Origin of the sequence: Streptomyces sp. FIT100 (genome assembly GCF_024584805.1) — a bacterium.
GTDB lineage: Bacteria > Actinomycetota > Actinomycetes > Streptomycetales > Streptomycetaceae > Streptomyces.
Genome location: NZ_CP075715.1, coordinates 1,895,443 through 1,919,062, shown reverse-complemented (window position 1 = coordinate 1,919,062; position 23,620 = coordinate 1,895,443). Strand labels below are relative to the sequence as shown.

At 73.2% G+C, this 23,620-nt stretch carries 19 protein-coding genes; 8 read left to right on the top strand and 11 right to left on the bottom strand.

Features of this window, described 5'->3' with window-relative positions; all coding sequences use genetic code 11:
* The first annotated feature begins 32 nt into the window (after window positions 1-32).
* The gene (locus KK483_RS08300; protein WP_262004563.1) at window positions 33-941 is read left to right on the top strand and encodes a hypothetical protein; all 909 of its coding nucleotides are present in this window, start codon (window positions 33-35) and stop codon (window positions 939-941) included.
* Window positions 942-1,032: 91 nt separating this feature from the next.
* On the opposite strand, the gene KK483_RS08295 is transcribed toward KK483_RS08300, so the two are convergent.
* The 7 genes from KK483_RS08295 to KK483_RS08265 all read right to left on the bottom strand — a co-directional run bounded on the left by KK483_RS08295 (window position 1,033) and on the right by KK483_RS08265 (window position 9,449).
* Window positions 1,033-2,514, bottom strand: coding sequence for an NAD(P)/FAD-dependent oxidoreductase (locus KK483_RS08295; protein WP_262004562.1), 1,482 nt, complete (start codon window positions 2,512-2,514; stop codon window positions 1,033-1,035).
* A 60-nt stretch (window positions 2,515-2,574) separates the two neighbouring features.
* Window positions 2,575-3,192 carry a DUF4126 domain-containing protein gene (locus tag KK483_RS08290; protein WP_262004561.1) on the bottom strand — a complete coding sequence of 206 codons (618 nt, stop codon included), beginning with the start codon at window positions 3,190-3,192 and terminating at the stop codon, window positions 2,575-2,577.
* 394 nt (window positions 3,193-3,586) lie between these two features.
* The gene (locus tag KK483_RS08285; protein ID WP_242334557.1) at window positions 3,587-4,195 is read right to left on the bottom strand and encodes a TetR/AcrR family transcriptional regulator; all 609 of its coding nucleotides are present in this window, start codon (window positions 4,193-4,195) and stop codon (window positions 3,587-3,589) included.
* A 52-nt stretch (window positions 4,196-4,247) separates the two neighbouring features.
* Window positions 4,248-6,335, bottom strand: coding sequence for a YhgE/Pip domain-containing protein (locus KK483_RS08280; protein ID WP_262004560.1), 2,088 nt, complete (start codon window positions 6,333-6,335; stop codon window positions 4,248-4,250).
* Window positions 6,307-7,467 (bottom strand): ATP-binding cassette domain-containing protein, encoded by a 1,161-nt coding sequence (locus KK483_RS35465; protein WP_399013673.1) that lies wholly within the window; start codon window positions 7,465-7,467, stop codon window positions 6,307-6,309. Before KK483_RS35465 ends, KK483_RS08280 begins: the two co-directional genes overlap by 29 nt.
* Before the next feature lie 125 nt (window positions 7,468-7,592).
* Window positions 7,593-8,558: an MASE1 domain-containing protein gene (locus KK483_RS08270; RefSeq protein ID WP_262004559.1), complete on the bottom strand. Its 966-nt coding sequence runs from the start codon at window positions 8,556-8,558 to the stop codon at window positions 7,593-7,595.
* A 63-nt stretch (window positions 8,559-8,621) separates the two neighbouring features.
* On the bottom strand, window positions 8,622-9,449 hold the full coding sequence (locus KK483_RS08265) for a PP2C family protein-serine/threonine phosphatase (protein ID WP_262004558.1): 828 nt from the start codon (window positions 9,447-9,449) through the stop codon (window positions 8,622-8,624).
* 163 nt (window positions 9,450-9,612) lie between these two features.
* Between KK483_RS08265 and KK483_RS08260 the strand changes: the two genes are divergently transcribed.
* From KK483_RS08260 to KK483_RS08250, 3 genes are all read left to right on the top strand, one after another.
* Window positions 9,613-10,221, top strand: a complete 609-nt coding sequence (locus KK483_RS08260; protein ID WP_262004557.1) for an SAV_6107 family HEPN domain-containing protein — start codon at window positions 9,613-9,615, stop codon at window positions 10,219-10,221.
* A 126-nt stretch (window positions 10,222-10,347) separates the two neighbouring features.
* Window positions 10,348-11,136, top strand: a complete 789-nt coding sequence (locus tag KK483_RS08255) for a methyltransferase (RefSeq protein WP_262004556.1) — start codon at window positions 10,348-10,350, stop codon at window positions 11,134-11,136.
* 304 nt (window positions 11,137-11,440) lie between these two features.
* Window positions 11,441-11,833 (top strand): DUF3040 domain-containing protein, encoded by a 393-nt coding sequence (locus KK483_RS08250; protein WP_262004555.1) that lies wholly within the window; start codon window positions 11,441-11,443, stop codon window positions 11,831-11,833.
* A gap of 572 nt (window positions 11,834-12,405) precedes the next feature.
* Here the strand turns inward: KK483_RS08250 and KK483_RS08245 are convergent.
* From KK483_RS08245 to KK483_RS08230, 4 genes are all read right to left on the bottom strand, one after another.
* Entirely contained in the window at window positions 12,406-14,937 is a 2,532-nt protein-coding gene (locus KK483_RS08245; RefSeq protein ID WP_262004554.1) for a DUF3488 and transglutaminase-like domain-containing protein, read from the bottom strand.
* On the bottom strand, window positions 14,934-16,289 hold the full coding sequence (locus KK483_RS08240; protein WP_262004553.1) for a DUF58 domain-containing protein: 1,356 nt from the start codon (window positions 16,287-16,289) through the stop codon (window positions 14,934-14,936). The genes KK483_RS08245 and KK483_RS08240 overlap by 4 nt, the downstream gene beginning before the upstream one ends.
* The gene (locus tag KK483_RS08235; protein WP_262004552.1) at window positions 16,289-17,341 is read right to left on the bottom strand and encodes a MoxR family ATPase; all 1,053 of its coding nucleotides are present in this window, start codon (window positions 17,339-17,341) and stop codon (window positions 16,289-16,291) included. Before KK483_RS08235 ends, KK483_RS08240 begins: the two co-directional genes overlap by 1 nt.
* 198 nt (window positions 17,342-17,539) lie before the next feature.
* Window positions 17,540-18,100, bottom strand: coding sequence for a carbonic anhydrase (locus KK483_RS08230; protein WP_262004551.1), 561 nt, complete (start codon window positions 18,098-18,100; stop codon window positions 17,540-17,542).
* Window positions 18,101-18,423: 323 nt separating this feature from the next.
* Between KK483_RS08230 and rsmH the strand changes: the two genes are divergently transcribed.
* Genes rsmH through KK483_RS08210 form a run of 4 tightly spaced genes read left to right on the top strand, consistent with a single transcriptional unit; the run spans window position 18,424 to window position 23,616 of the window.
* Window positions 18,424-19,377, top strand: a complete 954-nt coding sequence (gene rsmH, locus KK483_RS08225; protein WP_262004550.1) for a 16S rRNA (cytosine(1402)-N(4))-methyltransferase RsmH — start codon at window positions 18,424-18,426, stop codon at window positions 19,375-19,377.
* Between the two features lie 51 nt (window positions 19,378-19,428).
* The gene (locus tag KK483_RS08220; protein WP_399013665.1) at window positions 19,429-19,950 is read left to right on the top strand and encodes a cell division protein FtsL; all 522 of its coding nucleotides are present in this window, start codon (window positions 19,429-19,431) and stop codon (window positions 19,948-19,950) included.
* Window positions 19,951-19,954: 4 nt separating this feature from the next.
* Complete coding sequence (locus tag KK483_RS08215) at window positions 19,955-21,934, top strand: penicillin-binding protein 2 (protein WP_262004549.1); 1,980 nt, start codon at window positions 19,955-19,957, stop codon at window positions 21,932-21,934.
* Between the two features lie 17 nt (window positions 21,935-21,951).
* A complete protein-coding gene (locus KK483_RS08210) occupies window positions 21,952-23,616 on the top strand; it encodes a UDP-N-acetylmuramoyl-L-alanyl-D-glutamate--2,6-diaminopimelate ligase (protein ID WP_262004548.1) in 1,665 nt (554 codons plus the stop codon).
* The last annotated feature ends 4 nt before the right edge of the window (window positions 23,617-23,620 follow it).

Below are 23,620 nucleotides of genomic sequence, written 5' to 3'. Positions count from 1 at the left end.
CCCCCGGCGGCGGCCGATGAGAGGGGCGGGACATGGGCTGGACGGTGCTCTACATCGCGTTCGGCATCGTCGCGCTGTGGCTGCTCGGGGAAGTGCTGCTGCAGTACAAGGCGCGGCTGCGCTGGCGGCTGCTCGCGTTCGCCGGATTCCTGGGCGTCGTCCTCGGTGTGCTGATGCCGAACGTGGTCGTGATCGCGATCGGCGCGACCGGCTTCGCGATCGGGCAGACGTACGTCACCCTCTCCTTCCGGCGGGGCTTCTCCACCGGCTGGGCGCTCGGCGGCAGCCCGGGGTCCAGCCGCCGCCGCAAGTCCGGCGACGGCCCCGCCGAGATGCGCGAGCCCACACTGGAGGTGTCGGACCTCGCCTACGAGCCCCATGAGGGCGAGGACGACGGCGCCGGGCGGGCCGGGCCGTCGGCGGCCGGAACCTCGGCGGTCTACGAGCCGGTGCCCATGCCCGACGACACCGGCCAGTACGGCATCTACGACGACGCCGCCTACGCCGCGGCGGCGAACGGCGCCCCCGCACAGGACCAGTACCTGTACGGCGGGTACGACGGCTACTCCTCCCCGTACGAGCAGCCGACCGCGGCCCAGGCGCAGGACGCCTACGCCGCCCAGTACGACTACGGCACGGGCCAGCAGCAGTACGCGGCCTACTCCGACCCGTACATCGGCAGCCAGGGCTACGGCTCCTACGAGGGCTACGACAGCTACGGCGGCCAGCAGCAGTACAGCGACCCCTACGCCACTCAGCAGGGCTACAACGAGACGCCGCCCGGCGGAGTGTGGGTGCCGCAGCAGCGCGACGGCGACCAGCAGACCCCGCCGATGCCGCCCATGCCACCGCAGCAGCCCGCGTCGTACGACCACGAGAACGGCGGCTACGACCCCAACGCGTACGGCAACGGCTACAACGGCCAGCCGTACCGCTACTGAGGCGCGGTCCCACCGCGGGGCCTTACCGTCGGCTCGCGACGGGGGCGCGACGGGGGCGCGACGGGGGCTCGACGCGGGGCCTGCCGCGGGCTCACTGAGAGCCGCGGAAGTCCTCGCCCTCCACGATCAGCCCGGCCACCAGCGCGCCCGACATGCCCGCGTGGGCCAGCCCGCCGCCCGGATGCGCCCAGCCGCCCACGAGATACAGCCCCGGGAGCCGGGTGCTGTTCGACGGGCGCAGATACCGGCCCCCGTCCCCGGCGAGCGCCGGCGGATGCACCCGCCCCGTCTCGGCCGGGGTGAGGACCTCGCTCCACAGCAGCCGCTCACGTATGTCCGGGATCACCGGCCGGGCGGCGGCGACGAGCGTCTCCGCGCAGCGCTCGCGCAGCGCCGCGTCCGTCCAGTCGAGGCCGGAGGGCCCCCCGGACGGGGCGACCGTAGCGGTGAGCGTGACCGCCTCATGGGCGTCGTCGGGCCGGGTCGTCGGATCGTCCGGTCGCAGCAGGGTGACCGTCGGGTGCTCGGCGAGCGCCCCGCCGAAGACCGCGGCCGCCTCGGCGGCCGTGCCGGGGGAGTGCACCACGGTGCGGTGGGCCGTGCCCTGGGGACGGGCGCCGCGCAGCGCCAGCAGAAGCGTGAACCGTCCGGGAGCCTCCTGCGCCCCGGGCCGCACACCGCCCTCCTGCCAGGGACGGAGGCCGCCGAGACCGGATGTGCCGGCGCCCGCCACCACCCGGTCCGCGTCCACCACCCGGCCGCCGGCGAGCTCCAGTCCCGCCGCCCGGCCGTCCTTCTCGACGACGCCCGCCACCTCGGCGCCGAAGACGAACTCCACCTTGCGCTCCAGACAGCGCTCGTACACCGCCCGGGCGAGCGCCCGCATCCCGCCCCGGACGTACCAACTGCCGAACGTCTGCTCCATGTACGGGAGCAGGGCGGCGCTCGCCGGGGCGTGCCGCGGATCCAGTCCGTACGCCAGCGCGCACGCGTCGAGCAGGGCCGCGAGCCGGGGATCCGCCAGCTCCCAGGCGCCCACCTCGGCCAGCGTGCGCGCCTGGCGCGTGCGCAGCATCCGGCGCTGCCGGAGCGCCGGATACGGCTCGCGGCCGAGCACCTGCCAGTTCGGCCACAGCGGCTCCTCCAGCAGCGGCCTGCGGGAACGGTCCCAGGCGTCCCTGGCCCGCCCCAGGAAGCCGCCCCAGCGCTCGCCTGTGCCGGCGCCGAGCGCCGCGTCCAGCGCGGCGACGACGCCCCCGCGCGAGGCGTTCGGCAGCGACACGTCGGTGCCGTCCGCGAAGAGATGCCGGCTCGCGGGGTCGACCTGGCCCATCGCGACCCGGCTCTCCAGCGGCTCCTTGCCGGTCTTGAGGAACAGATCCCGGTAGACGGCCGGCACATGCAGCAGACCGGGGCCGGTGTCGAACGCGAACCCGTCCCGCTCGAAGCCGCCCACCGCGCCGCCGAACGTCGCCGAGCGCTCGTACACCGTCACCCGATGGCCTGCCACGGCCAGCCGGGCAGCAGCCGCCATGGCGCCCATGCCGGCGCCGATCACCGCAATCCGTGCCATGTCAGGGACTGTATCGGCCCCCACTGACAGTCACGGGGGCGGCGGTCACGCGGGCAGCGGTCACGGGGGCGGCGGCCCCGGCAGCTCCGCCGCCACGCGTCTCTCCTCCCGGCGCTGCGCCCTGCGCCGCAGGAAGCGCCGGATCCGGGAGGCGAGGAAGACCAGTGTCACGAGCCCGAGGACGAGCAGCGTCGCGGCGATGACCGCCGCCGCCAGCGGATGGAACATCGCGAACGTGAGGATCCCGGCGACGCCGAGATCCTCGGCCGTGCTCATCGCGACATTGCTGAACGGCTCCGGGGAGGTGTTGATCGCCATCCGCGTGCCGGCCTTCACCAGATGGCTCATCAGCGCCGTGGACCCGCCGACCGCGCCCGCCGCGAGCTCCGGCAGCGAACCGCTCTCCCCGGCCAGCAGCGCCGCCACCACCGCGCCCGCCACCGGGCGGATCACCGTGTGGACCGAGTCCCAGGCCGAGTCCACGTACGGGATCTTGTCCGCCACCGCCTCGCACAGGAACAGCACTCCGGCGGCGATCAGGACGTCGGGACGCTGCAGCCCCTCGGGCACCTCGTCGCTGAGCCCGGTCGCGCCGAAGAGGCCGAGGAGCAGGACCACCGCGTACGCGTTGATGCCGCTGGCCCAGCCGCTCGTGAAGACCAGGGGGAGTACGGACACGGACGCGATCGTAACCAGCCCGCGCCGGCAGCGGGTGGGGTTGAGCACGGGCGTCTGAGTATCCGTACCTACCTGAGGAGATGAGTAGGTACGCGGATGGGCTCCCACCTGCGTGGACGAAAGAGTGGAGACCACGGAAGGGGCGCTGTGCCGGCACCGCCGGCACGGGGCGGCGGAACGGCGCGGCGCACCGGCCGAACGGGGGTTGCCCGGGCCCGGGGGAACGGTGGTACAGGGCAACGGGGGAGCGGGGGACACAGGGAACGGGGGAACGGGGAACGGGGGAAAACGCCGGTCCGGCGAAGCTCGGGGGGATCGAGCTTCGCCGGACCGGCACTTTTCGTACGCGTCCGCGCCTGTCCGCGCGGTGGACAGGACCTGCGGTGGACAGGGCCTAGCGGCCGCTCACGCGTCCGTGCAGCAGCCGCGACAGCGCCGCGTGCACGTCGTCGATCGACCGCTCACGCTGGAACGCCTGCCAGTCGAGCGCCGCGACCAGCACCATGCCGACGAGCGCCGCGGCGGTCAGCGGAATGTCGATCTCCTCGCTCAGCTCGCCCCGTTCGACGGCCTCCCGCAGGACCGTTTCGACCACGGCGACCGCCTGCTGACGGACCACCATGAGCGTGGACTGCCACGCCCGGTTGGTGCGCCACAGCTCGGCGACGTACAGCTGCGTGAAGGCGGGGTAGCGGTCGATGAAGACCAGACCTGCCCTGATCATCGCGTCCAGCGCCTCGACCTTGCTGCCGCCGCGCTCCTCGGTCTCGTCGGCGGCGGCCTGCAGCGAGTCGGTCAGCAGCCCGACGCCGAACCGCAGCAGCTCCTCGAAGAGCTCGGTCTTGCTCTTGAAGTTGTAGTAGACCGTGCCCTTGGCGACTCCGGCACGCTCGGCGATCTCGTCCACGGTGGTCGCCGAGAAACCCTGCTCGGCGATGAGGGTGACGGCCGCCTCGTAGAGCTTGGCGCGCGTCGCCTGTCTCCGGGTGCTGCTGGTGTTCATGGCGTCGATTCTCACAGGTCCCCGTCCCGGGTCCGGTGGCGCCCGGCGGAGCTCACAGGCTCAGCTCCGGGTGGAGGCGGTCGAGCGTCCACACCTGCTTGCGCCGCGCCGACACGGCGGTGAGCGCGAGCGCACCGGCGGTGAAGGCCAGCAGCACCGCGACCGCCTGCCAGACCGGGCCGACGCCGCCGCCCGTGATCAGCCGGCGCAGCGCCTCGACGACGTAGCTCATCGGCAGGAAGGGGTGAACGGCGTTGAAGAACGCCGGACTGGTCTGGACGGGATAGGTGCCGCCCGCCGAGGTCAGCTGGAGCATGAGCACCGCGAGCACGAGGATCCGTCCCGCCGCCCCGAAGCGGGCGTTGAGCCACTGGATGATCGCGGCGAAGCAGCACACCACCAGCGCCAGGAAGCCGACGGTCCCGGCCGCGCGGGCCATCTCCAGGCCGAGGCCCCAGTGGAGCACCGACATCAGCGCGGCGACCTGGAGCAGACCGATGGCGGACACCGGCAGCCAGCCGGCGAGCGCGATCCGCCAGGCGGACGCACCGGCCGCGAGCGCGCGCCGGTTGAGCGGCTGGATCAGCATGTACGCCACCATCGCGCCGACCCAGAGGGAGAGCGGGATGAAGTACGGCGCGAAGCCGGTGCCGTAGTTGGGCGCCTTGTGCAGCGACTGGGAGGCGAGTTGGACCGGGTCGGCCATGACGTCCGTACGCCGGTCGCGCTCGTCCTTGTCGTAGTCGGGGATCCTGTCGACGCCGGAGTTGAGGCCGCCGGCGAGTTCGCTGGAGCCGTCGACGAGCTTGAACATGCCGCCGTCGAGGTCGTTCGCGCCGGTCTCCAGCCGGCCGACACCGGAGTCGAGATCGGTGGAGCCGGTCTTGGCGCCGGTCAGCCCGGAGTGGATCCGGTCGGCACCCGTGGCGACCTTGTGGGCGCCGGAGTTCAGCCGGTTGACCTCGGCGACGGCCGACTCCAGGTCCTCGGCGAGGTGCGGGGAGCGGGCGGCGACGCTCTTGGCCTGCTCCTGGAGCGTGTCGAGGTGGGTGCCGAGCTGCTCCAGGTCGCCGTGGTTGTCCTGGACGAGCGCGTTGACGTCCTCGGCGATCTCGGCGGCGTCGGCGGCGTTCGTCACGGCGCGCTCCAGGGCGGGGCAGTACGCCGGATCGGGCAGGAGCGTGTTCTCGCAGCGGTCCTTGTGGATCGCGGCCAGCTCGTCGGCGGACTCGCGCGCCCTCGTGGCCGCGCCCGGCGCATGCTCCACGAGGAGGTCGAGATTGCCCCGTGTCGTCCGTGAGAGGTCCTCGACCAGGCGGGCGGTGTCGCCGATCGTCCTGCCGTTGTCACGGAAGAACGGACGGATGCCTTCCGCGATCCCGTTGACCTGGTCGGCCAGCTTCTGGGTGCCCGCCGCGACCTTGGCCGCGCCCGTCTCCAGCTCCCCAGCCGCCGTGTTGAGCCGGGTGATGCCGCCCGCGAGCCTGCCGCTGCCGTCCTTGGCGTTCTTGAGGCCGTCGGCGAGGTCCTCGGAGCCCTTCTTGGCCTTGCCGATGCCGCCCTTGAGGTCGTCGGCGCCCTTGGCGGCCTTCGCCGTGGCGTCGTGGATGTCGGAGAACGAGATGAAGATCCGGTCCAGGAAGGACCGGGAGGCGTCCTTGGAGGCGGCGGTGCGCACCTCGGAGAAGACCGTCCGGGAGATCTGCCCGACGATGTAGTTGTTCGCGTCGTTCGTCCGTACCTCCAGCGCGCCGGTCTGCGGGGCGTCGCCGGAGCTGGAGGCGATGCGCTCGCTGAAGTCCTCGGGCATGGTCAGCGAGAGGTAGTACGTGCCGTCCTCGACGCCCGCGCGGGCGTCCTCGGTGCTCACCTCGTGCCACTGGAAGACCTCGCTGTCGCGCAGGCCCTCCGTGATCTCGTCGCCCGCGCTGATCTTCTTGCCGGAGGCGGTGGCGCCCTTGTCGTCGTTGACGAGGGCGACCGGGATGCGGTCGAGGCGGCCGTACGGGTCCCAGAAGGACCACAGGTACAGGGCGCCGTAGAGCAGCGGCAGCAGCAGGATCGCGGCGAGCGCGGCGCGGGGCAGCCTGCCCCTGCCGAAACGCTTGAGCTCAAGCGCGGCCAGTTTCGGCGAGCGCATCGGCCGCCCCCTCCTCGGTCTCGGAATCGTTCTGGGAACCGGTGTGGTCGTCGGGCTCGGGCACCGGATGGGAGTCGGAGTCGAGCTCGGGCACCGCGGCGTCGGCTTCGGGCTCCGGATCGGCCGCCGGCTCGGGCACCGCGGCGTCGGCTTCGGGCTCCGGATCGGCCGCCGGCTCGGGCTCCGGATCGGAGTCGGCCTCGGGCCCGGCGTCGGCTTCGGCCGCGGGCCCGGCCTGCGGCCCGGCTTCGGAGTCGGCCTCGGGCTCCGCTTCGGGTTCGGCTTCGGCCTCGGGTCCGTCTTCAGGGCCCGTGTCGGTGCCTGACTCCGCGGGCGTGCCGGCCGGCACGCCCGCGGAGTGGGGCGGGGCCGCCGCGCCGGGCGCGCCCGACGCGTTCCTCCCGGCGGCCCCGCTCGTCCCCGTCGTCCCCGTCGTCCCCGTCGTCCCCGTACGGATCACGACCGCGTCCTCGGGAGCCTCACTGCACACCGCGAGCACGGTCGTGCCCGTCGCGGTGACTCGGCGCAGCAGCTCCCACGCCTCCGCCCGGTCAGTGGCGGAGAGCTTGAGGTCGGTGTCGTCGACGGCCAGCAGCCGCGGCCGTCCGATGAGCCCGAGGGCGACGGAGAGGCGCAGTGCCTCCAGCCGCTCCAGGTCCCGTACGGCCGTCCGCCCTGCTTTCGGCAGGGAGTCCGGATCGAGGCCGGCCGTCTCCAGAGCCTCCTCGATACGGGTCCGGGCGGACGCCCCCCGCTCGCCCCGCGGCCGCAGCAGCGCACGCAGCGAGCCGTCGAACCGGCGCTGGAGCAGCGCCCGCTCGTGCAGATGCTCGGTGACCGTGAACGACGGATCGAGCTCGCTGACGCCGGGCACCGGGCCGAGCGCGCTGATGCGGCGCACCGCCGCCATCTTGCGCGGCAGCCGCAGTCCACCGGCCTCCGCATGCCCCTCCGACGGCTTCATCCGCCCGGTGAGCGCGAGCAGCAGGCAGGTGCGGCCCGAGCCGGACGGGCCCTCGATCGCGATCAGTGAACCGGGCCCGGCGACGACGTCCACCCCCCGGAACGCCCAGCCCCGCGGGCCCTTGAGCCCGAAGCCGGCGGCGGTGACGGCCGCCCCGTGCGTGTCCACGTACCCCGCACCCCCTCAGAAATTGAACTGACTGGTCAGTGCAAAAGCTACCTCGTGCGGGTGAGCGGCGCCAATTCGGGGTCGGCCGCCGACCGTTGCCCGGCAAGGGGTCGTTCAGACGCCGTTCAGCCGCCCGCCGGTCGGTCGTCCCCGTCGCGCGGCTCGATGTCGGCCACGATCTCCTCGAGCCGTGCACAGACGCGCTTGATCTCCTCGTGGGTGGCGTTCCGCTCCGTGATGACCGCCGAGAGCAGCAGCGCCGTCAGCGCGGTGGAGCCGTTGAACGCCTGGAGCGTGACCATGCTGGAGAACAGGTCCTGGCCCGCGAACGGGCCGCGCCCGTGGGCCGCGGCGAGGATGGCCATCGTCGACACCGCCAGCGCGCACGGCGCGGCCCCCGCCAGGCGGAAGCGGAAAGCCGCCCAGATCAGCACGGGGAAGGCCAGGAAGAGCAGGGTCGCGCTGGCGGTCGTCGCCAGCAGCATCACGAGGAGCGTGCTCACCAGCAGCGCCACCGCCTCCGCCCAGCGGCCCGCACCGGCCCCCCGCGGCCACCGGATCCTGCGCAGGACCAGCAGCAACGGCGTGACCACGAGTACGCCCATCGCGTCACCGGTCCACCACACCGACCAGGTCGGCCAGAAGTCGCCGCCCTCCACCGCCCCGGCGAGCACCAGCACACCGGTGCCGACGGTCGAGCTGATCAGCATGCCCGCAAGCGCGCCGAGGAAGACCAGCGCCAGTCCGTCCCGCAGCCGGTCCAGCTCGGTGCGGAAGCCCGCCCGGCGGAGCATGAGATACGCGCACACCGGAGCCAGCGTGTTGCCGGCGGTGATGGCGAGCACGGCGGGGAGCGACGGACCGATCGGCAGGTTGACCAGAAGCGCCCCGAGCGCGATGCCGGGCCAGATCCGCAGTCCGAGGACGAGCAGGGCGGCCAGGGCCACTCCGGTCGGCGGCCACAGCGGGGTGACCTGTCCGCGCACCAGCTGCAGCAGGAGCCCGAGTTCGGCTGATCCGTAGTACACGGCGGCGACGGCGAGGATCCGCAGCGCCGCGGAGCCGTACCCCCGGATCTCCTCGTTGCGCACCACAGCAGTCTGCGCCGCCCGGCCGGGCACGGCGAGCGCAGACGATCCGCGACGTGTCGCCGCTCAGTCGTGCGACGGACCGTCGTACCGGGCGACGAGCACGGCGGCATCGTCGCGGTGACCGGTCAGGTCCGCCACCTTGATGACCGCCGATGCCAGCACGTCGGGGTCGGCGTCGAAGCCCGCCCGCACCAGCCGGAGCACCTCCGTGAGACCGGCCTCCATCGGAAACGTGGGCCCTTCCACGACCCCGTCGGTCACCAGGACGAGGACCCCGGCCTCCGTCAGCCGGCGATGGGTCACCGGGTAGCGCTCGCCCGGCATGATGCCCAGCGGCGGGCCGCCCAGGTCCAGGGCGATGCCGGAACGCCCGCAGGCCGTGGCCCAGACCATCGGCACATGGCCGGCCCGGGCCACGGTGAGATCGCGGCCGGCCGGGTCGTAACGGAGGAAGCAGCAGGTCGCGAAGAGGCCGAAGCCCATCGAGATCAGCAGGTCGTTGGCGCGGCCGAGCACCTCCCGGGGGTCGCTCGTCGCTTCGGCGAGCGCCCGCAGACTGGTGCGGACCTGCCCCATGAACGCGACGGCCTCCACGTCGTGCCCCTGCACGTCCCCGATCGCGAGCCCGAGCGACCCGTCCAGCATCAGGAAGGCGTCGTACCAGTCGCCGCCCACGGCCAGCCCGTCCCGTGAGGGGGCGTACTTGGCCGCGATGCGCACGCCGGGGAGCTCCGGCAGTTCGGGTGGGAGCATATGGCGCTGGAGGGCCATGGCCAGCTCCACCCGGGCCTGCTGCAGCTTGATCCGTTCCAGGGCCTGGTCGACGAGCCGCCCGAGGGTGACCAGAAGTTGCTGCGCGTCGTCGGGCGGGTCGGTGCGATGTTCACGCATGACCGCTCCGAGGGTTCCCAGGTGCTCTGGACTCACCTTAGCCGTCGGGGGCCGATCCCACCCTTCACGGGCAAAAGCGCAGGTCGCAGTTGATTGTCAGTGGTACCCCCCACGATGGGCACATACGGCCCCAGCGCCGTCACACGACGACAGGAGGTTCGTCATGGCCCGCTCCTACGCCGCTGCCGCACACCGGCTCGGCACAGACGGTCCTGCCCCCTCACTGCCCGGTCCCTCGCAGGGCGGTCCCGCGAGCGATGTCCACCCCGTGCTGCGCCGTTCGTCGGCGCCGCCCGCCGCCCTCGATCTGCTCACCCAGGCCCGCGCCGGCCTTGAAGAGGCCGCCACCCTGGACTCGTCCAACGAGCGGTACGCCACCGCCCATCTCGCCGCGCTGCGCACCGCCGCGGCGGTGCTCGCCGTCCGCGGCCGGCCCGAGACCAGCCCTCGCAGGCGGGCGCGCATACGGTCCGCCTGGGAGGTGCTTCCCGAGACGGCACCCGAACTGACCGAGTGGAGCGCGCTGTTCGCCTCCGGCGCCCGGCGCAGGGCACGCGCCGAGGCGGGCATCCAGGGGGCGGCCAGCGCCCGGGACGCCGACGATCTGCTGCGCGACGCGGCCATGTTCCTGCGTCTGGTCGAGCGGATGCTGGTGCTCCAGCCGGTGCTGCCGCAGCCCAGGCCGCAGCAGGGGACCGGAGCGGCACCCTCCGGGCCCGGTGCCGGACGGCCTGCCGCCGAACGGCCAGGGGCGGGAGGCGCCGTGGGCTGACCGGTGCGCCCGGCGGAGGCGACGAGGCAATAGGGTGGAGCGAGCTCGCACCCAAGCGTGGAGCGAGCCCGCACCGATCACGCCCCGGCCCCGCCGGGGCGGCACCGCGCTGAGGAGTCAACTGCCGTGCCGGACCAGACGCGCCCTCAACGGCTTCGCCCCGAGGGCACTCCCTCCCGGGCGTCCCTCCGTACCGCCGTGGTCTGGGACGTCCTCCAGGACGCCGTCGACCGCCGGATCAAGGCGACCGGGAAAGACGCGCTCGACATCCTCGACACCGGCGGCGGCTCCGGCAAGTTCGCGGTGCCCGCCGCCCGTCTCGGCCACCGCGTCACCGTGGTCGACCCGAGCCCCAACGCGCTGTTCGCGCTGGAGCGCCGCGCCGCCGAGGCCGGCGTCGCCGACCGGGTCAGCGGTGTCCAGGGCGATGTCCACGGCCTCTTCGACGTCGTGGACCGCGAGGGCTTCGACATCGTGCTCTGCCACGGCGTTCTCGAGTACGTGGACGATCCGGCCGAGGGCGTGCACAACGTCGGGGAGGCGCTGCGCCCCGGCGGATCACTGAGCCTGCTCGCCGCCGGGCTCGGCGGCGCCGTGCTGGCCCGCGCGCTCGCCGGGCACTTCACCGAGGCCCGCCATGCGCTGGGCGACCCGGCGGGACGGTGGGGCGAGGGCGACCCGGTGCCCCGCCGCTTCACGGCGGATCAGCTCACCGAGCTCGTCTCCTCGGCGGGCCTGGAGGTCGGCGCCGTTCACGGCGTGCGGGTCTTCGCCGACCTGGTTCCCGGCGTCCTGGTGGACACCGAGCCCGGCGCGCTCGACGCCCTTCTCAAGCTGGAGGCGGCCGCCGCCGAGCTGCCCTCGTTCCACTCGGTCGCGACCCAGCTCCACGTCCTGGGCGGGAAGCGCGGCTGAACGACGGCCGGGAGAGGGCCGGGGCGCGGTCGAGTTGCGGCCGGCGCGTCGCTGATCAGGGGCGCAGCCGCAGACGGAGTACGTCACAGACCACCCGCACGGAGCCTTCGCGCCGTATGATCGGGGGACACCATCCGGCATGACGGACAGGCGGTTGGGGAATCAACGCCTCAGCAGTCGATCCGGCATGGCGGCCCGGAACATCGAATCGGGCGGAGGGCGGGTTTCACGGGGGCGAATCCCTGCCTATCCTGAAAGGGCCGCATACCGGTCGCCCCCAGCGACCGACGACTAGGAGGACTCCGTGCCGCTCTCGGAGCACGAGCAGCGAATGCTCGAGCAGATGGAGCGAGCGCTGTACGCCGAAGATCCCAAGTTCGCGACAGCGCTCGAGGGAAGCGGGCTGCGTACGTACACCCGGCGACGGGTATACCAGGCGGTCGCCGGCTTCCTGGTGGGTATCGCGCTCCTCATGGCCGGAATGGTCGCCCAGCAGATCTGGATCAGCGTGGTGGGGTTCCTCGTCATGCTCGGCTGTGCGGTCCTCGCGGTCACCGGCTGGCGCAAGGCGCCCAAGCCGGGTGAGCAAAACCCCGGGGCACAGGCCACGCGCCATCGGCCCAAACAGCGCCGGTCGATGATGGACCGGATCGAGCAGCGGTGGCAGCGCCGCCGCGACGAGCAGGGTGGCCACTGAGCCTCCGACATCCAGCAGACCCGAGTGAGGGGTGACCGCGTCTCAGCGGTCACCCCTTTCGCGTTGCGGCCGACCGACCCTGACCGGCCCCGATCCCCGGGCCCCGCCCTGATCGCCGCCCACACCGGTGAGCCGGACGCCCGCACGGCCGAGCCGGGCCCGCAGGCCGGTGCCGGGCATCCGCACTTCCAAGCCGGTGCGGGCCCGAGCCGGGCACCCGCACTTCCAGGCTGGCTCGCACGCTCAAGCCGGGCCCGCAGGCCCGTGCCAGGCACCCGCACTTCCAGGCCGGCTCGCACGCTCAAGCCGGGGCCGCAGGCCCGTGCCAGGCACCCGCACTTCCAGGACGGCTCGCACGCTCAAGCCGGGCCCGCACTCCCGTGCTGGGCATCCGCACTTCCAAGCCGGGCCCGCACTCCCGTGCCGGGCATCCGCACTTCCAAGCCGGGCCCGCACTCCCGTGCCGGGCATCCGCACTCCCGAGTCGGATCCGCGACCCGAGCCGCGCGCCCGCGCCCCGGCCCGGGGCCGGTCACCCGGGCCCATGGCCTGGGGTGACCGGCTTTCGGCCGTCAGCCGCGTTGGCGCGAGAGCCTCCGCAGCTGGACCGTCAGCTGGGACAGGGCCTGGGCCCTCGTCGCTGCCCAGCGGGAGGTGAGTGCGGTCCAGCGGTCCGAGAGGGCCCACAGGACCCGTGCCGACGACCGCGGGAGCAGGAGGGCGCGCAGCCGGGCCGCGCGGGTCGCGTTCGCGGCCAGGCCCCTGCGGACCTGCTGGACCTCCTCGGCGAGGCCCGCGGCCGGCCGGGGCTCCGGTGCATACAGCACCTGTTCCAGCGCGTGGGCGACCCGGTGCACCGAATCGGCGGGTGCGCCCTCCAGCTGTCCGAGCCGCACGATCCGGGCGGCCGCCTTGCGCGGGGTCTGTGAGTCGTCCGGCAGGATGCCGTAGTCCCAGGCGGAGTCGGAGACCTCCTGCCATGCGGCCAGCGCCGGCGCGGACGCCTGCCCCGTGCCGGGGGAGCCGGCAGCGGCCCCTTCCGCCTCCGGTCCCGATCCCGGCCCGGGTCCCGATCCAGGCCCGGGTCCCCGTCCCGGTCCCGATCCCTGTGCCGCACGGGGGACATGCCGGTCCGAGCCCAGCCGCCGCACCCGTACCCGCAGCCGCCACAGCAGTGGCAGCAGGAGCACGGCCGGCAGCGCCAGCACGAGGAGGACGATTCCCGCCACCGCCTGCAGCGAAGGACCTGGGTCCTCGGGCGGCAGCACGTCCCGCGGGGCGGCAGCCCCGCAGTCGCCCGCCCGCTGGTCCTGCGCAGAGCAGCTGGGCTCGTCCGACGGAGCGGCCGACGCCTCCGCCGAGGCGCTCTCGCCCGGCTCCACAGGGCTGGTCGCGGTGCCGGACGGCGTCTGCTCCCGGGTGTAGTCGGGGCGGGAGCCCCGGGTCGGGGTCGGCTCGAACCGGGTCCATCCGACGCCCTCGAAGTACAGCTCCGGCCAGGCATGCGCATCACGGTTGGTCACCGACATCGCGCCGCCCGCCGTCGCCGTGCCCGGGGTGAAGCCGACCGCCACCCGCGCCGGTATCCCCAGCGCCCGGGCCATCGCCGCCATCGAGAACGAGAAGTGGACGCAGAAGCCCTCTTTGTCCTTCAGGAACCGGGATATGCCCTCCACACCCCCGCCCGACTTCACGGTGGTGCTGTAGGTGAAGCCGCCGCCGACAGCGAACCACTCCTCCAGCTTGGCCGCCCGCTCGTAGTCGTTCGTCGCGCCCTTGGTCACCCGGGCCGCCGTGGACCGCACATCGGCCGGGAGGGAATCGGGCACCTGCGTGTACTCCCGCAGCAGCGCGGCCGGGGGCTTGGGGGCACGGGCGAGCTGCTCACGGGTCGGATTCACCAGGAGGCTGGTGACCGAGTACTGCACACCGCTCGTCGTCTGCCCGCCGTCGCCGATGATCGTCCGCCGGGCCGGGTCGAAGCGCCACTTGCCGCCGATGGTCACCCGGGTCGTCGGATACGGCATGGGGAGCCAGCCCTGCCGGTAGGAACCGGCGGCCGAGACGTTCGTCCTGATCTCGGTCGTGCTCGCCGCGTCGCCCAGCCCGTCGGGCCGCGGGAGCTCCTCAGGAACGCCCGTGACCGGCCGCACCGAGAACTTCCAGGAGCCGCCGTCGAACTGGTCCAGCGCCATGATCCGCAGATACAGGTCGCCGGTGTCGTCCGCGTTGGTCTTGTACTTCAGCCACTCGCGCGCTTCCGGCTGGTTGAGGGTGTCCTGCAGCGTCACGACCGGGTTCACCGCGTCGATCGTGCCGCCGCTCCCACCGCCCGGGCCCGCACCGCTGCCCGATCCGGCGAGCAGCCCGCTGCCCAGCGCGGGCGCCGGAAGGAGCACCGCGACGGCCAGGGCGAGGGCCCCGATCCGCCGGCCCATGCGCACCGGCGCCTGCGCCGCGCCGCCGCCGGTGTCCAGCCCGGCCGTGGCCCTGCCCGGCGTCCGCGGCGCACCGCCGAAGACACGGCCCCACTGCGACAGCCGGTCCCGGCCCTCGGCCAGCAGGAGCAGCAGATAGCCCGTGGCGGCCAGCAGGAACCAGAGCCAGTCCGTCCCGCCGTCGTACAGCGCCGCCGCCACCGAGTACAGCGCCAGCAGCGGCAGGCCCGCGGGGGCGGCGCTGCGGAAGGTCACCGCGAGCGCATCCACCGCCAGCCCGATCAGCATCACCCCGCCGATCAGCATCAGCCGGATACCGTCGGTGGCGGGCGCCGGTATCGCATAGCGCCCGACGTCATCGGCGCCCGAGGTCAGCAGCTCCCCGAAGTGCGCGAAGGCGTCCGGACCCGGCAGCAGGCCGATGACGGCGTGCTCGCGGGCGAAGACCAGGGTGAGCAGCAGCAGCGCGACGACGGCCTGCGCGGTCACCGTGAGCGGCCGGGCCAGCGGCACCCTACGGGTCCCCGCGCCCACCCCGCTCACCACCGCCACGAGGAACGCGGCCTGCACGATCCAGGTCGCCGGATCGACCAGCGGCTGGAGCGCGCCGGCCGCCATCAGCGTGGCGGCGTAGGCGCACAGAGCCAGCCTTGCGCTACCGCTCATGACCATCCCCCAGAGAAGCCGTCCGTACCGCCCGCCGGGGCGGCGTCGGCCCGCTCATGGGCCGCCTGCCGCCACAGCTCGGCAAGCGCCGCGCCCGGCGGCACGGCCACCGCCGTCCACCCGGCCTCGCGCAGCCGCCGCAGCCGCTCCTCGACCGCGCCGGCCACGGCGCCGCTCGTCACCCACTGACCGCTGTCCAGGACGAAGGCGACCGCACCGCCGCTGCGCTGGCGCATCCGGGCGGCGACCGCCGCCTGTTCCTCGTCGAGATCGCCGACGAAGGCGATCAGCAGTCCCTCGTTGCCGCCGCGCAGCACGTCGTACGCGCGCGAGAGGCCCGCGCCGTCCGAGTGGTCGACGACGGCGAGGGTGTCCATCATCAGCCCCGCGGAGTCCGCGGAATCCTGCGTGGACCCGGCGAATCCCTCGGCTCCCGGGCTGGGCACCGAACTGCCCGTGTCCGTCAGCAGCCGCACCGCGAAACCCCGCTCCAGCATGTGCACCAGCACGGAGGCCGCCGCCGACACCGCCCACTCGAAGGCGGAGTCGGGGCCGGCGCCCTGGTAGGCGATCCGGCGGGTGTCGAGCAGCACCGTGCACCTGGCCCGCTGGGGCTGCTCCTCGCGGCGCACCATCAGCTCGCCGTAGCGCGCGGTGGAGCGCCAGTGCACCCGGCGCAGCTCGTCACCCTGCCGGTAGGTGCGCGGAATGACGTCGTCGTCGCCGGCAAGCGCCAGCGAGCGCTGCCGCCCCTCCCCGTACCCCGAGGACTCGCCCGCGAGCCGCACCGGCGGCAGCGGCTCGGTGCGCGGGATGACGGTCAGCGTGTCGTACGCGCTGAACGAGCGGGTCAGCTCGCACAGCCCGAACGGATCGCTGAGCCGCAGCTGCAACGGCCCGAGCGGATAGCGCCCGCGCAGATCGGAGCGGACCCGGTAGGACACTTCGCGGCGGCCGCCCGGCTCCACCCGGTCGAGCACGAACCGGGGCCGGGGCCCCAGCACGTACGGCACATGGTCCTGGAGCATGAGCAGGCCGGTCGGCATCCGCGACACGTTGTCCATCCGCAGATGCACCCGGGCCTCGGACCCGGCGGGCACCCGCGACGGCGACAGCCGCCTGCTGGCCGCCACCCGGTACCGCGTGCGGTAGAGCACGGCCACGCAGATCAGCGGCAGCACACCGAGCAGCAGCCCGACCCGGAGCAGATCCCGCTGCCCCAGCACATACGCGCACACAGCCGCCGCCAGACCGGCCGCCACGAAGGAGCGGCCGCGTGTGGTCAGCCCGCCGAGAGCCGCCCGCAGGCCGCCGTTCTCCTCACCGCCGGCGGCAGGGCTCCCGGCCGCCATCACAACCGCCGGGTGCCGGGCCGCTGGCCGTAGACCGGGCCGCCGGGCATCTGCCGGTGCGCCGCGGTGCCGTAGCTGCTGTCGGTGCCCGAGGTGGGCACGGGGATGCGCTGGAGGATCTCCAGCACGACCTGCTCGGCGGTGCGGCGGTTCAGCTGGGCCTGGGCGGTGGGCAGCAGCCGGTGTGCGAGCACCGGCGCGGCGAGCGACTGCACATCGTCCGGCAGCGCGTACTCCCGGCCGGACAGCGCGGCCGACGCCTTGGCGGCGCGCAGCAGGTGCAGTGTGGCGCGCGGTGAGGCGCCCAGGCGCAGATCCGGGTGGTTGCGCGTGGCGGAGACCAGCTCCACCGCGTACCGCCGCACGGACTCGGCGACATGGACCGTGCGCACCGCGTCGATCAGCTTCACGATGTCATGGGCGTGTGCCACCGGCTGGAGGTCGTCGAGCGGCGAGACCGCGCCGTGCACGTCGAGCATCTGCAGCTCGGCCTCCGGGGTCGGATACCCCATCGAGACACGGGCCATGAAGCGGTCGCGCTGTGCCTCCGGCAGCGGATACGTGCCCTCCATCTCCACCGGGTTCTGCGTGGCGACCACCATGAAGGGGTGGGGCAGCTCGTAGGTCTGCCCGTCGATGGTGACCTGCCGCTCCTCCATCGACTCCAGCAGCGCGGACTGGGTCTTCGGCGACGCACGGTTGATCTCGTCGCCGATCACTATCTGCGCGAAGATCGCGCCCGGCTTGAACTCGAAGTCCCGCCGCTGCTGGTCGTAGATCGACACACCGGTGATGTCCGACGGCAGCAGGTCGGGCGTGAACTGGATGCGGCGCACCGAGCAGTCGATGGACCGCGCCAGCGCCTTGGCCAGCATCGTCTTGCCCACACCCGGCACATCCTCGATGAGCAGATGCCCCTCGGCGAGCAGCACGGTCAGCGAAAGCCGTACGACCTCAGGCTTGCCCTCGATCACACCCTCGACCGACCTGCGGACGCGCTCCGCTGTGGTGGTCAGATCTGTGAGGCTCGCTCGATCGTCATAGGTCGTCACCCGGCCCTCCTCGGCCCGTTCCATGGGCCGGTGCACTGCCTGCGGCACGGCCCACCCCGAAACACGGACACCCCCTCCGGTCGGTTCCGCAGAGGTGTCACACCCGCATTCTTGTTGCCGTTACCGCTTCGTGTCACTCGGCTGTGGATAACTCGACGCCACAGGGTGCGATATGTCTGCGGTTGCCGTCATTCGCGCCTACGCGGCGGGATCGATCTCGCGCAGCAGACCGCTGGTGACATCGAAGACGAAACCACGGACGTCTTCCCTGTGGAGCAGGAACGGCGATGTACGCACCCGCTGCATCGACTGCCGTACGTCCTGGTCGACATCGCGGAACGCCTCCACCGCCCAGGCCGGCCGCTGCCCCACCTCGTCCTCCAGCTCGTGGCGGAAGTCCTCGGTGAGACTCTCCAGACCGCAGTTGGTGTGGTGGATGAGTATCACGCTGCGGGTCCCGAGCGCGCGCTGGCTGATCGTGAGCGAGCGGATCACGTCGTCGGTGACCACGCCGCCCGCGTTGCGGATCGTGTGGCAGTCGCCCAGTTCGAGGCCGAGCGCGGCGTGCAGGTCGAGGCGGGCGTCCATGCACGCCACCACCGCGACCCGGAGCACGGGCCGTGCGTCCATGCCGGGGTCCCTGAACCCCGCGGCGTACCGCTCGTTCGCCTCGACGAGCCGGTCGGTGACGGTGCCGCCCTCCAGGGCGGCGTCTGCGGGGACGTGCGCTTCGGCGGGAAGGTGCGCGGAGGTCGACATGGATACGACGGTAATGGCCACGACCGTCCGGGGCTCGCTGTGAGAGCGGACAAAGAACGTCAATGAGGCTTGTTGTGAGGTAACCCACAGGCGTGAGCCCGCCGGGCCCGTTCGGGTGAGGTGTGCTGATCGCGGCCGTGCCGCCGGTCCGCCCGTACGACGCGCCAGTCGGTTGATTGACCGGCCAGGCCGGTGGACTAGAGTGACGCGGAGTTCACGGACACATCCTGCACATTTCCATGATTTCCCGCGTGTGCGGCAGTGGCACGGCGACGGCATACGCACGGTCCGGCCCCCGCCCGCGCCGGACCTGAGAGGGCGCATTGAGCCAGCGACACGTCCCGGTGATGCTCCAGCGGTGCCTGGACCTGCTGGCACCCGCCCTGGAGCAGCCCGGATCCGTCGTCGTCGACTGCACCCTCGGCCTCGGCGGGCACAGCGAGGCCCTGCTCACCCGCTTTCCCGAGGTGCGTCTCGTCGCGCTCGACCGCGACAAGGAGGCGCTGCGGCTCTCCGGCGAGCGGCTCGCCCCCTTCGGTGACCGAGCCACTCTCGTGCACGCCGTCTACGACGAGCTCCCCGAGGTCCTCGACCGGCTCGCGCTGCCGCGCGTCCAGGGCGTCCTCTTCGACCTCGGCGTCTCCTCCATGCAGCTCGACGAGGCCGACCGCGGCTTCGCGTACGCCCAGGACGCCCCGCTCGACATGCGCATGGACCAGACGACCGGGATCAGCGCCGCGGAGGTGCTCAACACCTATCCGGCCGGTGAGCTGGTGCGGATCCTGCGCGCGTACGGCGAGGAGAAGCAGGCCAAGCGGATCGTGGCGGCGATCGTACGGGAGCGGGACAAGGAGCCCTTCAGCAACAGCGCCCGGCTCGTCGAGCTGATCCGCGACGCCCTGCCGCAGGCCGCCAAGCGCACCGGCGGAAACCCCGCCAAGCGCACCTTCCAGGCCCTGCGCATCGAGGTCAACGGCGAACTGACGGTCCTGGAGCGGGCGATCCCGGCCGCCGTGAAGGCCCTCGCCGTCGGCGGCCGGATCGCGGTCCTCTCCTACCACTCGCTGGAGGACCGGCTGGTCAAGCAGGTCTTCGCGGCGGGCGCGGCCAACACGGCCCCGCCCGGCCTGCCGGTCGTGCCCGAGCGCTACCAGCCGCGGCTGAAGCTGCTGACCCGCGGCGCCGAGCTCCCCACGGAGGACGAGGTCGCCGAGAACCGCAGGGCGGCTCCGGCGCGGCTGCGCGGCGCCCAGCGGATCCGCGAGGACGAGCAGTGACCGCCGCCGCGCACGTGCGGGCGACAGCGACCGGTTGAGGGAGGGCGTGTGGTGAGGAAGGCCGCGGGACAGCTCAGGGGACGCGCCGCACGACTCGCGCGGCTGATGCCGTCGGGGCCCAGCACCGCCGCCCGTACGCCCTTCGTCCTGCTCGTCGTCGTCCTGCTGGGCGGCGGACTGATCACCCTGCTGCTGCTCAACTCCTCCCTCAACGAGGGCTCGTTCAAGCTGAGCGAGCTGAGGAAGAACACCACCGAGCTCACCGACCAGGAGCAGGAGCTCCAGCGGGACGTGGACCAGCGCTCCGCCCCCGACGCGCTCCAGCGGCGCGCCCGCGAGCTGGGCATGGTGCCGGGCGGCAACCCCGCGTTCCTCGGCCCCGACGGGACGGTCCAGGGCGTGCCGGGCAAGGCCACCGCCCTGCCGTCGCCGCCGCCCGCCACCACCCCGCCTGCCACCACCCCGCCCGCGACCACCCCGCCCGTTTCACCCGCGGCGCAGGCCACGCCCGCCACGCCCGCCGCGCCCACGACATCCGTTGCGCCGCAGCCCCCCACGACCCCCGGCAGGTGACGCAGTGCCCCCCAAGGAACCACCGCGCCGCCGGGTCCCCGGGCCCGCGCGCCCCGTCGGCCCCCATGGGGACCGCGGCCGCCAGCCCGGCCGCGGCCGGCCCGTGCAGCGCCCTGCGGCCCGCCCGCGCCCGGCCTCCGGCCCCCGCCGGATCCGGCTCGGCAGCCCGCGCCCGCGGCTGCGGCTCGTCAGCCTGGCGCTCACGCTCACCATGCTGGCCTTCGTCGTACGGCTGCTCCAGGTGCAGGCCGTCGACGCGAGCACGTACACCGCGATGGCCGAGAAGAACCGTTACATGCGCCACAAGCTGGCCGCCGAGCGCGGCGAGATCACCGACCGCTCCGGGATCTCGCTCGCCACCAGCGTCGACGCGTACGACGTCATCGCCGACCCCAAGATGTTCACCCCCGCCGACAGCAAGGCGCCGGACGCCCCCGAGCAGGCCGCGGCGCTGCTCGCGCCGATCCTCGGCAAGGACGCGGCGGAGCTCGCGAACAAGCTCAAGACGCCCAAGTCCCGCTACACCGTCCTGGCCCGCCGCCAGACCCCGCAGGTCTGGAACCAGATCAAGGACCTCAAGAACGTCTTCGCCGAGAAGGCCACGACCGACAAGGCCAGGGGCGGCCCCGGTGCCAACGTCCTCGCGGGCGTCTTCCAGGAGACCAGCAGCAAGCGGGTCTACCCGAACGGCGATCTCGCCGCCGGGATACTGGGTTACGTCAACGCCGACGGACGCGGCGCCGGCGGTCTCGAATCCATGCTCGACCAGGAGCTCGCGGGCGAGGACGGCGAGATCACCTACGCCCAGTCCGGCGGCCGCCGCGTCCCGACCGCCACGGCCCGTGAGGTCCCCGCCGTCCCCGGCTCGGACATCGAGCTGACCATCGACCGCGACATCCAGTGGGCCGCCCAGCAGGCGATCGCGTCCCAGGTCGAGAAGTCCAGGGCCGACCGCGGCTACGTGATCGTCCAGAACGCCAGGACCGGCGAGGTCCTCGCCATGGCCAACGCCCCGGGCTTCGACCCGAACGACATCTCCCGGGCCGACTCCGCGGCCATGGGCAACGCGGCCCTCCAGGACGTCTACGAGCCCGGCTCCACCAGCAAGGTCATGTCCATGGCCGCCGTCCTGGAGGAGGAGGCGGCGACGCCCGCCACCCATGTGACCGTCCCCAACCGGCTGCACCGCGGCGACCGGCTCTTCAAGGACGACATCGACCACCCGACCTGGTACCTGACGCTCAACGGCGTGCTGGCCAAGTCCAGCAACATCGGCACGATCCTGGCCACCGGGCAGCTCGGCAGGACCCAGGCGGAGGCCAACAAGGTCCTCCACTCGTATCTGCGGAAGTTCGGCATCGGCAGCCCGACCGGTCTCGGCTACCCGGGAGAGTCGCCCGGCCTGCTGGCCAAACCGCAGGACTGGTCGACCTCGCAGCAGTACACGATCCCCTTCGGCCAGGGCCTGTCGCTCAACGCCATGCAGGCGGCGTCCGTCTACTCGACCATCGCCAACGGCGGCGTACGGGTCGAACCCACCCTGGTCCGCGGCACCAAGGGCCCCGACGGCCGCTTCACCCCCGCCCCCGCGCCCGAGCAGACCCGGGTCGTCAGCGAGAAGACCGCCAGGACCCTCGGCACGATGCTGGAGTCCGTCGTCGGCGACGTGGAGGGCACCGGCACCAAGGCGCAGATCCCCGGCTACCGGGTCGCGGGCAAGACCGGTACGGCCAACAGGGTCGACCCGGAGCTGGGCCGCTACAAGGGCTACACCGCGTCCTTCGCGGGCTTCGCTCCCTCCGACGACCCGCAGATCACCGTCTACTGTGCGATCCAGAACCCGACCAAGGGCAGCTACTTCGGCGGCCAGATCTGCGGCCCCATCTACAAGAAGGTCATGCAGTTCGCCCTCAAGACCCTTCAGGTAGCACCCACCGGCAAGGCGCCCGCTCGCCTGCCGGTCACCTTCTCACCGGGCGAGTGACCCCGGAGGTACCACCAGTGACAACGATCACTCCCGGCCCCGGGAACCGCCCGCCAGGGCACCCCGCCGAGCGGACCTGGTTTAGCACCCGTCCCGGTGCGCCCGGTACGCTCACCGCCGTGCCCCACGCTGATCAGTACCGAACCGCCCCGCCCCGCCCGGCCGAGGTCCGCCCCGTCCCCCTCGCAGAGCTGGCCGGCCGGCTCGGGACCGAGCCTCCGGGCTCCGGCGCGGTCACGGGCATCACCCACGACTCGCGGGCGGTACGCCCCGGGGACGTGTACGCCGCACTGCCCGGCGCCCGCCTGCACGGCGCCGACTACGTCGCCCAGGCCAAGGAGCTCGGCGCGGCCGCGATCCTGACCGACCCGACGGGCGCCGACCGGGCCGCCGCGACCGGACTGCCCGTCCTGGCCGTCGAGAACCCGCGGGGACGGATGGGCGAGCTCGCCGCCGCCATCTACGGACACCCCGGCGAGGACCTGCTCCAGATCGGCATCACCGGCACCTCCGGCAAGACGACCACGGCCTATCTCGTCGAGGGCGGCCTGCGCGGAGCCGGTCACCGCACCGGTCTGATCGGCACGGTCGAGATGCGCGTCGGGGACGACCGGATCAAGTCGGAGCGCACCACCCCCGAAGCCACCGATCTCCAGGCACTGTTCGCGGTGATGCGCGAGCGCGGCGTCGGATCGGTCGCCATGGAGGTCTCCAGCCACGCCCTGGTGCTCGGCCGGGTCGACGGCTGCGTCTTCGACGTCGCCGTCTTCAACAACCTCAGCCCGGAGCACATGGAGTTCCACTCCGGCATGGAGGACTACTTCCAGGCCAAGGCCCAGCTGTTCACCCCGGCCCGTGCCCGGCTCGGTGTCGTCAACCTCGACGACGAGTACGGGCGGCGGCTGACCACGGAGTCGGCAATTCCGGTCACCACGTTCTCCGCCGAGGGCCACCCGGACGCCGACTGGCGCGCCGAGGGCGTCGAACTCGGCGCGGTCGGCTCCACGTTCACCGCCGTCGGTCCCCAGGGCGAGCGGATCGCCGCCAGGGCGCCGCTGCCCGGCCCGTTCAACGTCGCCAACACGCTCGCCGCGATCGTCACGCTCGCGGTCGCCGGGGCCGACCCGCAGACGGCCGCCGACGGCGTCGCCGCCGTCCCCGGGGTGCCGGGCCGCCTGGAGCGCGTCGACGAGGGCCAGCCGTACCTGGCGGTCGTCGACTACGCCCACAAGACCGACGCCGTCGAATCGGTCCTGCGCTCCCTGCGCAAGGTCACCAAGGGCAGACTGCACATCGTGCTGGGCTGCGGCGGCGACCGCGACCGGACCAAGCGGGGCCCCATGGGCGCCGCGGCCGCCCGGCTCGCCGACACCGCCGTGCTGACCTCCGACAACCCCCGCTCCGAGGACCCCCTCGCGATCCTCGCCGCGATGCTCGCGGGCGCCGCCGAGGTGCCCGTGCACGAACGCGGGGAGGTCCAGGTCTTCGAGGACCGGGCCGCCGCCATCGCCGCGGCCGTCGCCCGCGCCGAACCGGGCGACACCGTGCTCGTCGCCGGCAAGGGACACGAGCAGGGCCAGGACATCGCCGGAGTGGTCCGTCCCTTCGACGACCGCCAGGTCCTGCGCGAGGCGATCGTCGGCCGACAGGACGCACACCGCCACGAGAACAGTCAGGGATGAAGCA

Bases quoted from the DNA above. Each gene is read 5' to 3' on its own strand.
- KK483_RS08300 (WP_262004563.1), top strand. From the start codon at position 33: ATGGGCTGGACGGTGCTCTACATCGCGTTCGGCATCGTCGCGCTGTGG.
- KK483_RS08295 (WP_262004562.1), bottom strand. From the start codon at position 2,514: ATGGCACGGATTGCGGTGATCGGCGCCGGCATGGGCGCCATGGCGGCT.
- KK483_RS08285 (WP_242334557.1), bottom strand. From the start codon at position 4,195: ATGAACACCAGCAGCACCCGGAGACAGGCGACGCGCGCCAAGCTCTAC.
- KK483_RS08280 (WP_262004560.1), bottom strand. From the start codon at position 6,335: ATGCGCTCGCCGAAACTGGCCGCGCTTGAGCTCAAGCGTTTCGGCAGG.
- KK483_RS08265 (WP_262004558.1), bottom strand. From the start codon at position 9,449: ATGCGTGAACATCGCACCGACCCGCCCGACGACGCGCAGCAACTTCTG.
- KK483_RS08260 (WP_262004557.1), top strand. From the start codon at position 9,613: ATGGCCCGCTCCTACGCCGCTGCCGCACACCGGCTCGGCACAGACGGT.
- KK483_RS08245 (WP_262004554.1), bottom strand. From the start codon at position 14,937: ATGAGCGGTAGCGCAAGGCTGGCTCTGTGCGCCTACGCCGCCACGCTG.
- KK483_RS08240 (WP_262004553.1), bottom strand. From the start codon at position 16,289: ATGGCGGCCGGGAGCCCTGCCGCCGGCGGTGAGGAGAACGGCGGCCTG.
- KK483_RS08230 (WP_262004551.1), bottom strand. From the start codon at position 18,100: ATGTCGACCTCCGCGCACCTTCCCGCCGAAGCGCACGTCCCCGCAGAC.